11 protein-coding genes are annotated in these 12,922 nt (G+C 70.3%); all 11 read right to left on the bottom strand.

Annotation, left to right across the window (positions count from 1 at the left end; all coding sequences use genetic code 11):
- Positions 1 to 1,212, bottom strand: a 1,212-nt coding sequence (gene pgi / locus ACFY2B_RS24615) for a glucose-6-phosphate isomerase (RefSeq protein ID WP_390765226.1), incomplete at its 3' end; no start/stop codon positions are given.
- A 74-nt stretch (positions 1,213 to 1,286) separates the two neighbouring features.
- Entirely contained in the window at positions 1,287 to 2,555 is a 1,269-nt protein-coding gene (locus ACFY2B_RS24610) for an MFS transporter (RefSeq protein ID WP_390765225.1), read from the bottom strand.
- Positions 2,556 to 2,689: 134 nt separating this feature from the next.
- Positions 2,690 to 3,025, bottom strand: coding sequence for an RNA polymerase-binding protein RbpA (locus ACFY2B_RS24605; RefSeq protein ID WP_079060169.1), 336 nt, complete (start codon positions 3,023 to 3,025; stop codon positions 2,690 to 2,692).
- Positions 3,026 to 3,226: 201 nt separating this feature from the next.
- Positions 3,227 to 3,460, bottom strand: coding sequence for a preprotein translocase subunit SecG (gene secG, locus ACFY2B_RS24600; protein ID WP_376532361.1), 234 nt, complete (start codon positions 3,458 to 3,460; stop codon positions 3,227 to 3,229).
- 155 nt (positions 3,461 to 3,615) lie between these two features.
- Positions 3,616 to 4,392: a triose-phosphate isomerase gene (tpiA, locus tag ACFY2B_RS24595; protein ID WP_390765224.1), complete on the bottom strand. Its 777-nt coding sequence runs from the start codon at positions 4,390 to 4,392 to the stop codon at positions 3,616 to 3,618.
- Positions 4,393 to 4,398: 6 nt separating this feature from the next.
- Complete coding sequence (locus ACFY2B_RS24590) at positions 4,399 to 5,610, bottom strand: phosphoglycerate kinase (protein ID WP_390765223.1); 1,212 nt, start codon at positions 5,608 to 5,610, stop codon at positions 4,399 to 4,401.
- A gap of 151 nt (positions 5,611 to 5,761) precedes the next feature.
- Positions 5,762 to 6,769 (bottom strand): type I glyceraldehyde-3-phosphate dehydrogenase, encoded by a 1,008-nt coding sequence (gene gap / locus ACFY2B_RS24585; protein ID WP_376532367.1) that lies wholly within the window; start codon positions 6,767 to 6,769, stop codon positions 5,762 to 5,764.
- 804 nt (positions 6,770 to 7,573) lie between these two features.
- Positions 7,574 to 8,563, bottom strand: a complete 990-nt coding sequence (gene whiA / locus ACFY2B_RS24580) for a DNA-binding protein WhiA (protein WP_376532369.1) — start codon at positions 8,561 to 8,563, stop codon at positions 7,574 to 7,576.
- A complete protein-coding gene (gene yvcK / locus ACFY2B_RS24575) occupies positions 8,554 to 9,621 on the bottom strand; it encodes a uridine diphosphate-N-acetylglucosamine-binding protein YvcK (RefSeq protein WP_390765222.1) in 1,068 nt (355 codons plus the stop codon). Before yvcK ends, whiA begins: the two co-directional genes overlap by 10 nt.
- A complete protein-coding gene (gene rapZ, locus ACFY2B_RS24570) occupies positions 9,618 to 10,619 on the bottom strand; it encodes an RNase adapter RapZ (RefSeq protein ID WP_390765221.1) in 1,002 nt (333 codons plus the stop codon). Before rapZ ends, yvcK begins: the two co-directional genes overlap by 4 nt.
- Entirely contained in the window at positions 10,616 to 12,658 is a 2,043-nt protein-coding gene (uvrC, locus tag ACFY2B_RS24565) for an excinuclease ABC subunit UvrC (RefSeq protein WP_390765220.1), read from the bottom strand. Before uvrC ends, rapZ begins: the two co-directional genes overlap by 4 nt.
- Positions 12,659 to 12,922: the final 264 nt, after the last annotated feature.

Genomic DNA, 12,922 nt, shown 5'->3' with positions numbered 1-12,922 from the left:
CGGGATCAGCTTGGTGCCCTGATGGATGAGCTGGTAGTAGGCATGCTGCCCGTTGGTGCCCGGCGTGCCCCACACCACCGGCCCGGTCTGCCACTCCACCGGATTGCCCGCACGGTCCACGGACTTGCCGTTGGACTCCATGTCCAGCTGCTGGAGATACGCGGTGAACCTGGACAGATAATGGCTGTAGGGCAGCACAGCGTGCGACTGCGCGTCGAAGAAATTGCCGTACCAGATGCCCAGCAGACCCAGCAGCAGCGGCGCGTTGGCCTCCGCCGGCGCGGTACGGAAATGCTCGTCGACCAGCCGGAAACCCGCCAGCATCTCCCGGAACCGGTCCGGACCGATGGCGATCATCAGGGACAGGCCGATCGCCGAGTCGAAGGAGTACCGGCCACCGACCCAGTCCCAGAACTCGAACATGTTCTCCGGGTCGATACCGAACTCCGCGACCTTCCGGGTGTTCGTGGAGAGCGCCACGAAATGCCGCGCGACCGCTTTCTCATCGCCCCCGAGGCCCGCCAGCAGCCAGTTGCGGGCCGAGGTCGCGTTGGTGATCGTCTCGATCGTGGTGAACGTCTTCGACGCGACGATGAACAGGGTCTGCGCCGGGTCCAGGTCACGGACGGCCTCGTGCAGGTCCGCACCGTCCACGTTCGACACGAACCGCACGGTGAGATCACGGTCGGTGAAGCTGCGCAGCACCTCGTAGGCCATCGCCGGGCCCAGGTCGGAGCCGCCGATCCCGATGTTGACGATGTTCCTGATGCGCCTGCCGGTGTGCCCGGTCCACTCCCCGGACCGCACCCGCCCGGCGAAGCCGGCCATCCGGTCGAGCACCGCGTGCACACCCGGGACCACGTTCTCACCGTCGACCTCGACCACCGCGTCCCGCGGAGCCCGCAGCGCGGTGTGCAGCACGGCCCGGTCCTCGGTCACGTTGATCTTCTCACCACGGAACATGGCGTCCCGCAGCCCGAACACATCCGTCGCCACCGCCAGCTCCCGCAGCAGCGCCAGCGTCTCATCGGTGACCAGATGCTTCGAATAGTCGATGTACAGGTCACCGACGCGTACGACATACCGCTGGGCCCGTTCCGGGTCCGCCGCGAACAGCTCACGCAGGTGGGTGTCACCGAGCTGCTCACGATGCTCGGCCAGGGCGGTCCACTCGGGCGTCTGGTTGAGCCTGGTACGGCCGTCTGCGTTCATATCCGACTTCAGCCTTCTTCCTGCCAGTCCCTGCTGCGTGCGGCTTGCCCCGCCGCCGGTCCCAACCTAATTGATCAGGGTCTGGCGTGACCTGCCGCGGCGCCGTCGTCCGGTACGGCAACGGGCAGGTCCGCCGTGCGCACCGGTATCAGCGAGATGACGGCGAAGGCGAAGAGGACGGCGGCGCACAGGGCGGGGCCATTGAGGCCGAGCACCTCGGCCGCGATGCCCCCGAGGAGGGCGCCGAGCGGTGCGCCGGAGGTCGAGGCGGTACGGAACGCGGCGGCGATGCGGCCGGTCATCGACTCGGGGCTGCGTTGCTGCATCAGTGTGACCTGGTTGACGTTCCACAGCATGGTCATGGCGCCGAGCAGCGCCATGCCGACGAGGAGCGCGGCCAGGTGCCGCACGGACCCGATGAGCAGGAGGGAGGCCGTCTGGACGCCGCCCGCGACGAGCAGGGCCCCCGCTCGTCCGGTGCGCCGCGCGACGCGCTGGGCGAGGAAGCCGCCGGTGATGCTGCCGACCGAGTAGGCCGTCATCGCGGCTGCGTATCCCCCGCTGCCCGCGTGCAGCCAGCGCGTCACGTGCAGCACCAGGGTGGCGATCAGGGCGCCCATGCCGATGTTGCACAGCAGCGTGGCCACACAGGTCGCCCGCAGGGCCGGGTCCCGCCACAGCACGCGCAGCCCCGCGCCGATCTCCGCGCGCAGCGTGCTCCCGGCCGGGCGAGGCTCCCGCCGGGGCGGCCGGATCCGCAGCGACGCCACGAGGGCCGCGGCCACCAGGAACGTGCCCGCGTCGGCCGTGAACGGCACGAAGACCCCGGCCACCAGCAGCAGTGGCACGAACGGGCCCGCCAGCAGCCCGCCCGCGATCTGCTGTCCGGTCATCAGCCGGGCATTGGCACCGCCCAGCGCTCCGCGCTCCACCAGGGACGGCAGCAGGGCCGTGGCGGCGTTGTCGAACAGTGTCTGGAGCGTGGTGAGCGCGAAGGCGAGCACGAGCAGCAGCGGGACCGAGGCGTGGCCGAGCCCCACGGCGAGCGCGAAGGCGGCGACGAGCAGACCTCGTACCGTGTCCACGGCCCACATCGCCCGCCGCTGGTCCACCCGGTCCGCCACGGCGCCGCCCAGCAGTCCGAACAGCAGCCACGGAACGTAGCCGCAGGCGGTCACGGAGGCGATGACGAGGGGGTCGTCGGTGAGGCGCACGGCGAGCAAGGGCAGCGCGGAGGTCCGCAGGGCGTCCCCGAACCGGGAGACCACCGCGGCCGTCCACAGCCGTCCGAACCCTCCGCGCCATGCGGGCGTGATCCTGCCCGCCGCCTCGACCGTCGCCACTGTTCCCCCCTCACGATGCGCCGATGAGAACACCGTAGGGGGCACCACTGACAATCGGCCCGCGGTCGCCGGGCGGCGGAGGTGCGAAACAGCTCCGGCCGGACGCCCGAGGGCGTCCGGCCGGTCCGCAACTCCTAGATTTCGCCGCGCAGTTTGGCGAGCGCCTCGGCGAGGATCGCCTCACCGTCCGCGTCGCTGCGCCGCTCCCGCACGTACGCGAGGTGCGTCTTGTACGGTTCGGTGCGCGGCGGGTCCGGCGGGTTGTCCTGGTCCTGCCCGGCCGGGAATCCGCAACGCGGGCAGTCCCAGGTTTCGGGTACCTGCGCGTCACTGGCGAAGCTGGGCTGCGTCTCGTGCCCGTTGGAGCACCAGAAGGAGATGCGCAGACGCGGGGCGGATTCGCCCCGCTCGGCCTCGCCCATCGGCCCCGCCCCGACCCGGCTTCCTCGGATCGCGTTGCCACTTGCCACGGTCGTAACTCCCTGCGTGATGGTGCCGCGAAGCGAGTCGGCGTTCCGCTTCGCTGCGAGCGCCACAGTCTACGTAAGGCCCAACGCGCGTCCGGTGATTGGAGTTACCGTCCCCCTCAACCAGACGCAAGCCCCATGATAGGCCGCGCTCCGGGGCGCGTACCGACCATGGGGCTTCACGTTTGCCACGTATCGCGTCACTCAGCTCGTCTTCATGACGATGCCGAGGACGACGATGCACGCGAACCACAGCAGACCGATCACCAGGGTGATCCGGTCAAGGTTGCGTTCGGCAACCGACGAGCCGCCGACGGACGACTGCATGCCGCCACCGAACATGTCGGAGAGGCCGCCGCCCTTCCCCTTGTGCATCAGCACCAGCAGCATCAGCAGCAGGCTGAAGACGATCAGGGCGATCGAGAACCCCAAAACCACGGCTGGACCAACTTCCTCGGATTCGGATGGACGACGGGGGCCGGCAGACACCTGCCGGCCCCCGCAAGGGTACGACGGATCCCGGCTGCCGCCTACTCACGGTTCTGCCAGGTCGCCTCGGGGGCGCGCCGCACCGGCGCGGCGCCCCCCGTGGCTCACTGGTCGCGGAAACGGATGATCTTGACGAATTCGTCGGCGTCCAGCGAAGCGCCGCCCACCAGCGCACCGTCGATGTCGGCCTGCGCCATGATCTCGGCGACGTTGCCCGACTTCACGGAGCCGCCGTACTGGACGCGTACCTTGTCGGCCAGGTCCTGCGAGTACAGCTCGGCGATCTTGGCGCGGACGGCGGCGCAGACCTCCTGGGCGTCCGCGGCACCGCAGACCTTGCCCGTGCCGATGGCCCACACCGGCTCGTAGGCGATCACGATGGTCTCGACCTGCTCGGCCGTGAGGTCCTTCAGACCGCCCTCGACCTGGGCGAGGGTGTGCGCGACGTGGTTGCCCGCCTCGCGGACGTCCAGTTCCTCGCCGACGCACAGGATCGGGGTCAGGCCGTGCTTGAATGCGGCCTTGGCCTTGGCGTTGACCTGCTCGTCGGTCTCCCGGTGGTACTGGCGCCGCTCGGAGTGGCCGATGACCACATACGTGCACTTCAGCTTGGCCAGCATCGGTCCGGAGATCTCACCGGTGTAGGCGCCCGAGTCGTGCGCCGAGACGTCCTGGGCACCGTACTTGATCTTGAGCTTGTCGCCGTCGACCAGGGTCTGTACGGAGCGCAGGTCGGTGAAGGGCGGCAGGACGGCGACCTCGACGGCCTCGTAGTCCTTGTCGGCCAGGGCGAAGGCGAGTTTCTGGACGTGTGCGATGGCCTCAAGGTGGTTGAGGTTCATCTTCCAGTTGCCCGCCATCAGCGGCGTGCGCGTGCTCATGCTTGGTCAGTCCTCCAGTGCGGCGAGGCCGGGGAGCGTCTTGCCCTCAAGGTATTCGAGGGAGGCGCCGCCACCGGTCGAGATGTGGCCGAATGCGGTCTCGTCGAAGCCGAGCGTACGCACGGCTGCGGCGGAGTCTCCGCCGCCGACGACGGTGAAGCCGTCCGAGTCGACGAGGGCCTGGGCGACCGCCCTGGTGCCCTCGGCGTAGTCGGGGTGCTCGAAGACACCCATGGGACCGTTCCAGAAGACGGTCGCGGCGTCGGCGAGCTTCGCGGCGTACAGGTCGCCGGACCGCGGGCCGATGTCCAGGCCCATCTGTCCGGCGGGGATCTTGTCCGCGTCGACCACGGAGTGCTCGGTGGCCGCCTTGGCCTTCAGGTCCGGGAACGCGGGGGCGACCACGACGTCGACCGGGAGCACCAGCTCGACGCCCAGCTTCTCGGCGCGCTCCAGGTACTCGGCGACCGCCGGGATCTGGCCCTCCTGGACGAGCGAGCTGCCGATCTCGTAGCCCTTCGCCTTCAGGAAGGTGTAGGCCATGCCGCCGCCGATGAGGAGGCGGTCGGCCTTGCCGAGCAGTTCGTCGATGACGGCGAGCTTGTCGGAGACCTTCGCGCCGCCCAGCGCGACGGCGTAGGGGCGCTTGACGTCCTCGGTGAGCTTCTTCAGGACGCCGACCTCGGTGGCGATGAGGTATCCGGCGTAGTGCGGCAGCCGGGCCGGCAGGTCGAAGACGGACGCGTGCTTGCGGTGCACGGCGCCGAAGCCGTCGCCGACGTAGACGTCCGCGAGGGCGGCCAGCCGGTCAGCGAACTCGCCGCGCTCGGTGTCGTCCTTGGACGTCTCGCCGGGGTTGAAGCGCAGGTTCTCGATGACCGCGACCTGGCCGGGCTGCAGCCCGTCGACGGCGCCGTGGGCGGCGGGGCCGGTGGTGTCCTGGGCGAACGCGACCGGCGCGCCGAGGAGTTCACCGAGCCGCTCGGCGGCGGGCAGCAGCGAGAAGGCGGGGTCCGGGGCGCCCTTGGGACGGCCCAGGTGGGAGGCGACGACCACCTTGGCACCCGCCTCGGCGAGGGCCTGGATCGTGGGCAGGACGGCACGGATACGGCCGTCGTCGGTGATGACGCCGTCCGCGAGCGGGACGTTGAGGTCGGCGCGGACGAAGACCCGCTTGCCGTCCACACCCGCGCTGAGAAGTTCGTCGATGGTCTTCATGAGTGGGGCTCCTGAGGAGGCTCTTGATCCTGCGAGGGCTGTTGCTTCGCAGGTCGGCCGGGTTCGGCCTGGACGCGCGTCAGGGCTCGGGCAGCGCGGCGGCGCGCTGCCCGAGCCCTGTTTCATCGCATCAGGTGCCTGCGGTGGCCGATCAGAGCTGGCCGCCGACGAAGACCGTCAGGTCCACGAGGCGGTTGGAGTAGCCCCACTCGTTGTCGTACCAGCCGATGATCTTCACGTTCTTGCCCTCCTGGACCATGGTCAGGGAGGAGTCGAAGGTGCAGGACGCCGGGGCGTTGACGATGTCGGAGGAGACGATCTGGTCCTCGGTGTAGTCGAGGAGACCCTTCAGCTCGCCCTCGGCGGCCTTCTGGAAGGCGGCGTTGACCTCTTCCTTGGTGACCTCGCGGCCCAGCTCGACGACCAGGTCGGTGACGGAGCCGGTCGGGACCGGAACGCGCATCGCGATGCCGTCCAGCTTGCCCTTGAGCTGCGGCAGCACCAGGGCGGTGGCCTTGGCGGCACCGGTGGTGGTCGGGATGATGTTCTCCGCGGCGGCACGGGCGCGGCGCAGGTCCTTGTGCGGGAAGTCCAGGATGCGCTGGTCGTTCGTGTACGCGTGCACCGTCGTCATCAGGCCCTTGACGATACCGAAGTTCTCGTCCAGGACCTTCGCCATCGGCGCCACACAGTTGGTGGTACAGGAGGCGTTGGAGATGACGTGGTGGTTGGCGGCGTCGTACTTCTCCTGGTTGACGCCCATCACGATGGTGATGTCCTCATCCTTGGCCGGAGCCGAGATGATGACCTTCTTGGCGCCGCCCGCGAGGTGCTTGGCCGCGTCCTCGCGCTTGGTGAAGATACCGGTCGACTCGATGACGACGTCGACGCCCAGCTCGCCCCACGGGATGTTCGCGGGGTCGCGCTCGGAGAGCACCTTGATGGTGTGGCCGTCGACGGTGATCGTGTCGGCGGTGTGGGTGACCTCCTGCTTGAGGCGACCCAGGATGGTGTCGTACTTCAGCAGGTGAGCGGTGGTCGCGGTGTCACCCAGGTCGTTGACAGCCACGATCTCGATGTCTGCACCCTGCTCCAGCAGCGCGCGGAAGTAGTTACGACCGATGCGGCCAAAGCCGTTGATGCCTACGCGGATCGTCACGAACCGATCTCCTCGTTGGTACGCCGGCCTTCGTTTGCCGGCGAGCTGTATGGGATGTCCCCGACCACCCCCGACCCTACCCCCCCGAGGCCCCAGCCGTGGCATCGAGCCGCCCCCTACACGACACGGTGGTCCGTACCCGCCAGTAGAGGTACGGACCGCCCGCACCGCGCCTGCGTCCCACCCCCGCTCACTCCCACCTCGCGCGCGCCTGCTCCGTGCCTCGCCCGTTTCGCGACCGACCGGACGCGCTCACTGACGGGCCGGGACACCACGCCACCGATTTCATCTTTTTCACTGATTTCGCCGATTTCACCGATACGAGTTATGCGGGCCGGGGTTGCGGGCCGTCGGGCAGGCTGTTCGAAAGTGTGGGCGGTGACCGGTAGTTGGGGCGGGTGGTGGCGAGGGGGCGGGGTGGTGGCGGGCATGAGTCATCGGCTGCGGTGTGGTGTTCGGCGCGAGGTCACGCGTTGCGCCGGCCTGTGATGCGTACGGTTCTGACAGCCGCTCGCCCGGTTCGGCGCCTGGCCGACGCGACAGCGGGCACGCCCGCCTGACGGGTGGTCGCGTCGAGGAGCCGTGCGTCCCGTACGGGCGGCCCGCTGCGGCCGCGTCCCGCACAGAGCGGCCGCGAGTCGCCGGTGGCCAGTGACCGCGCCTCGCGCGGACTTCGGCCACGGGAGAGCCGACCGGTCGACGCGCCGGGTTGTCCGCCTTCCTCTCGGCGGGATCGGCGCGCGTGCCTGTGCCACCCGCGAAGCAGGTGGCGGAGGCGGTGGCGGTGGTGCCGAACCGGACCGGTCACCCCACCAGGTTGTCCGCCATCTCCTCGGTCAGATTGGCCTCGGTGCCCGGGATGCCCAGGTCGGCGGCGCGCTTGTCGGCCATGGCGAGCAGGCGGCGGATCCGGCCGGCCACGGCGTCCTTGGTCAGCGGCGGGTCGGCGAGCGCGCCCAGTTCCTCCAGGGACGCCTGCTTGTGCTCCATGCGCAGGCGGCCGGCGGCGGCGAGATGCTCCGGAACCTCGTCGCCGAGGATCTCCAGGGCCCGTTGGACCCGGGCACCCGCGGCGACGGCAGCCCGCGCCGAGCGCCGCAGATTGGCGTCGTCGAAGTTGGCGAGCCGGTTGGCCGTGGCACGGACCTCGCGGCGCATCCGCCGTTCCTCCCAGGCCAGCACGGACTCGTGGGCGCCGAGGCGGGTGAGCAGGGCGCCGATGGCATCGCCGTCGCGCACCACCACGCGGTCCACACCGCGCACCTCGCGGGCCTTCGCCGCGATCGAGAGCCGACGGGCGGCGCCGACCAGGGCGAGCGCTGCCTCCGGGCCGGGGCAGGTCACCTCCAGGGAGGAGGACCGGCCGGGCTCGGTCAGCGAGCCGTGCGCCAGGAAGGCACCGCGCCAGGCCGCCTCCGCATCGCAGGTGGCCCCCGAGACCACCTGCGGGGGCAGGCCCCGGATCGGACGGCCCCGGCCGTCGACGAGGCCCGTCTGCCGTGCCAGCTGGTCACCGCCGGCGACCACCCGTACGACGTAACGCGACCCGCGACGCAGCCCGCCCGGCGCCATCACGATCAGCTCGGAGCTGTGGCCGAAGATCTCCAGGATGTCCCGCTTGAGCCGCCGGGCCGCCATCGCGGTGTCCAGCTCCGCCTCGATCACGATGCGCCCGCTCACCAGGTGAAGGCCGCCGGCGAACCGCAGAATTGCGGAGACCTCCGCCTTTCTGCAGCAGGTCCGGGTGACGGGAAGCCGGGAGATCTCGTCCTTCACCGCTGCCGTCATCGCCATGGGCCGATCCTTCCATGCATCCGAAAAATACGGTCGTACGCGGCGGCCAACAGCTCCGGGTCATGCCGGGGAGAGCCGTCGGTCCGGGCCACCGGCGCCAGCTCGACCGCGGCTCCGAGCCGCTTCGCGGCCTCGGTGAGCGAGTCCCGGTCGGGCACGGCGGCCTCGTCGGCCAGCACCACGTCCAGGGCGAGTTTAGGGGCGTGTCGCCCCAAAACCTCCAAATGACGCTGCGGGGAGAAGCCCTCTGTTTCTCCCGGCTGCGGGGCGAGGTTCAGGGACAGGACCCGGCGCGCCTTGGTCTTCGTCAGGGCGTCCAGCAGTTCGGGCACGAGCAGGTGCGGGATGACCGAGGAGAACCAGGAGCCGGGACCCAGCACCACCCAGTCCGCGTCCAGGACCGCCGCGACGGCCTCGGGCACGGCGGGCGGGTCGTTCGGCACGACGTGCACCGACTGCACCTCGCCGGGGGTGAGCGCCACCGTCGCCTGCCCGCGCACCGTGTCGACGTCCTCCGGCCGGGCCGGGTCATGGCCCTTGACCAGGGCCTGGAGTTCCAGTGGCACGGCGGACATGGGCAGCACCCGGCCGTGCGCGCCGAGCAGTTTGCCGACCAGGTCCAGCGCCTGGACATGATCACCGAGCTGCTCCCACAGGGCGACGATCAGCAGGTTGCCGACCGCGTGGTCGTGCAGGTCGCCCTGGGAGTGGAAGCGGTGCTGGATGACCCGGGCCCAGGTCTGGCCCCAGTCGTCGTCCCCGCACAGCGCGGCCAGCGCCTTGCGCAGGTCGCCGGGCGGCAGCACCCCCAACTCGTCGCGCAGCCGCCCACTGGAGCCGCCGTCGTCGGCCACCGTCACGACGGCCGTGAGGTCGCCGGTGATCCGGCGCAGTGCGGCGAGCGAGGCGGACAGTCCCATGCCGCCGCCGAGGGCGACCACCTTGGGCTGGGCGCCCCGGCGCCGCGGGCGGGCGCCACGGGCCTCGGCGGGGCGGCCCGCGCGTGTCTCGGGGACCGCCAGACGCAGCCTGCTCAGCCGCGGAGTCCGTGGTGTCATTCCCTGCCCATGTCCCGGTGCACGACGACCGTCTCCACGCCCTCGGCCGCGAGCCGTGCGGCGAGCTTCTCCGACATGGCCACCGAGCGGTGCTTGCCGCCCGTGCAGCCGATGGCGATGGTCACATAGCGCTTGCCCTCGCGGCGGTAGCCGGCCGCGATGAGGCGGAGCAGTTCGGCGTACCGGTCGAGGAACTCCTTGGCGCCGGGCTGGTTGAAGACGTACGCGGCGACCTCCTCGTTGAGCCCGCTGTACGGACGCAGCTCCGGTACCCAGTGCGGGTTGGGCAGGAAGCGCATGTCCGCGACCAGGTCGGCGTCGACCGGAAGGCCGTACTTGAACCCGAAGGACATCACGGTGGCCCGCAGCTCGGGCTCCTCCTCACCGGCGAACTGGGCGTCCATCTTGGCGCGCAGTTCGTGCACGTTGAGGCTGGAGGTGTCGATCACCAGATCGGCGTCGCCGCGCAGCTCGCGCAGCAGTTCGCGCTCGGCGGCGATGCCGTCGACGATGCGGCCGTCGCCCTGGAGGGGATGCGGGCGGCGCACCGACTCGAAGCGGCGCACCAGGGCCTCGTCGGAGGACTCCAGGAAGACGATGCGCCGGGTGACGCCCCGGGTGTCGAGGTCGGCGAGAGATTCACGCAGGTTGTCGAAGAATCGACGGCCGCGTACGTCGACGACGACCGCGATCCGGGCCACGTTGCCCTGGGAGCGGGCGCCGAGCTCCACCATGGTGGGGATCAGGGCGGGTGGGAGGTTGTCGACGACGAACCAGCCGAGGTCCTCCAGGCATTTCGCGGCCGTCGACCGGCCCGCTCCGGACATGCCGGAGATGATCACCAGCTCGGGGATGGCCGACTCGGGGACCCCGGCCGACGTGATGTCCGTACTCACTGCAGCTTCGCTTTCCTGGACCGCCTGCCGCGGCTGATGCTCGCCCTCTTGGTTGTGCGTCTGATCTCGTTCGTCTGCGTGCTGTGCGTCGTGCTCGGTCATCTCTCCTGCCCCCGTCGTTCGTCCGGGGCGCCCGCGGTCACGGGCTCCCCCGAGGAACCCCCCGTCGTATCGGGTTCCTCGTCATCAATGATCTCTCCTGTCGCCGTGTTCACGGCGGGTACGGGCGGGGCCGCCCGGGCGAATGCCGCGGCAATGGTCTCGGCGGTCTTCCGGCCGATGCCCGGCACCTCCTGGATCTGGTCGATTGTGGCGGACCGCAGCTTCTTCACCGAGCCGAAATGCTTGATCAACGCCTGTTTGCGGGTCTCGCCGAGGCCCGGCACGTCGTCCAGGGGGCTCGCGCGGAACCGCTTGGCGCGCTTGGTGCGCTGGTAGGTGATGGCAAAGCGGTGGGCCTCGTCACGGACGCGCTGGAGCAGATAGAGGCCCTCGCTGGTCCGGGGCAGGACCACCGGGTCCTGGTCGTCCGGGAGCCAGACCTCCTCCAGGCGTTTGGCGAGGCCGGCGACGGCGATGTCGTCGATACCCAGCTCGTCCAGGGCCCGTTTGGCAGCCGCGACCTGCGGGGGGCCGCCGTCGACGACGACGAGCTGCGGCGGATAGGCGAACTTCCTGGGGCGTCCGTCCTCGTCCTTGAGGCCGCCCTCCCCGTCCTCGTCCACCCATTCGCCGGTCTTCTCCTTGTCGGCGAGGTAGCGCTTGAAGCGCCGGGTGATCACCTCGTGCATGGAGCGGACGTCGTCCTGGCCCTCGAAGCCCTTGATCTGGAAGCGCCGGTACTCGCTCTTGCGCTGGAGTCCGTCCTCGAAGACGACCATGGAGGCCACCACGTCGTCACCCTGGAGGTGCGAGATGTCGTAGCACTCGATCCTGAGGGGGGCGCTGTCCAGGTCGAGGGCGTCGGCGATCTCCTCCAGGGCGCGCGAGCGCGTGGTGAGGTCGGAGGCGCGTTTGGTCTTGTGCAGGGCGAGCGCCTGCTGGGCGTTGCGCTGCACCGTCTCCATCAGCGCCTTCTTGTCGCCGCGCTGCGGGATGCGCAGGGAGACGTTGGACCCGCGGCGCTCGGCCAGCCACTGCTGCACCGGTTCGACCGGCTCCGGCAGCGCGGGGACCAGAACCTCCTTGGGCACGGCGTCCCCCCGTTCCTCGCCGTAGAGCTGCTGGAGGGCGTGTTCGACGAGGGCCGCGGTGGTGACCTCCTCGACCTTGTCGGTCACCCAGCCGCGCTGGCCGCGCACCCGCCCGCCGCGGACGTGGAAGATCTGCAGAGCCGCCTCCAACTCGTCCTCGGCGACGGCGATCAGGTCGGCGTCGGTCGCGTCGGCGAGCACGACCGCGTTCTTCTCCATGGCCTTCTTCAGGGCCTCTATGTCGTCACGTAGCCGGGCGGCCCGCTCGTACTCCATCTCCTCGGCCGCCGCCATCATCTGCTTCTCCAGGCGGCGCAGGTACGTGCCCGTGCGGCCGGCCATGAAGTCGCAGAAATCCTCCGCCAGTTCCCGGTGGTCCTCAGCGTCGATCCGGCCGACGCAGGGGGCGGAGCACTTGCCGATGTAGCCGAGCAGACAGGGGCGCCCGGTGCGGGCGGCGTTCTTGAAGACACCGGCCGAGCAGGTACGCACCGGGAAGACCCGCAGCAGCAGGTCGACCGTGTCGCGGATGGCCCAGGCGTGCCCGTACGGCCCGAAGTACCGCACGCCCTTCTTCTTGTGACCGCGCATCACCTGGACCCGCGGGAACTCCTCGTTCATCGTCACCGCGAGGTAGGGGTAGCTCTTGTCGTCGCGGTACTTGACGTTGAACCGGGGGTCGTACTCCTTGATCCAGGAGTACTCCAGCTGCAGCGCCTCGACCTCCGTGGACACGACGGTCCACTCCACGGACGCGGCCGTGGTCACCATCGTCCGGGTGCGCGGGTGAAGGTTCGCCAGGTCCTGGAAGTAGTTCGCCAGGCGCTGGCGCAGGCTCTTGGCCTTTCCGACGTAGATCACCCGGCGGTGCTCGTCTCGGAACCTGTACACCCCGGGAGAGTCCGGAATCTCTCCCGGCTTGGGACGGTAGCTGGAAGGGTCGGCCATGTCTCACACCCTACTGTCGAGCGGTGACAGCCCGGCCAGGCTGTGGACAACGCCGCTCCGCCCCTGTCCGGCTGCCCCCGGCCCGCCCGGAAACCCGTCTTCGGCACGTGGCGGTCGGCCCACGGGCGATCCGCAGGACTCCGGTGAGGGGCACGGTGGCCCGACGGGGTACGTGTCGCACCGCCGCGTCCCGCCCGCGGACGCAAAGCCGAGCTGCCGGTCCTCCCGACGCCCGGGCCCACGCTCGTCCCACCACCCGGGCCC

Source organism: Streptomyces sp. NPDC001270, from assembly GCF_042896695.1.
GTDB lineage: Bacteria > Actinomycetota > Actinomycetes > Streptomycetales > Streptomycetaceae > Streptomyces.
Note: the sequence above shows the minus strand (reverse complement) of the source record. Positions and strands in the feature narration are given on the sequence as shown.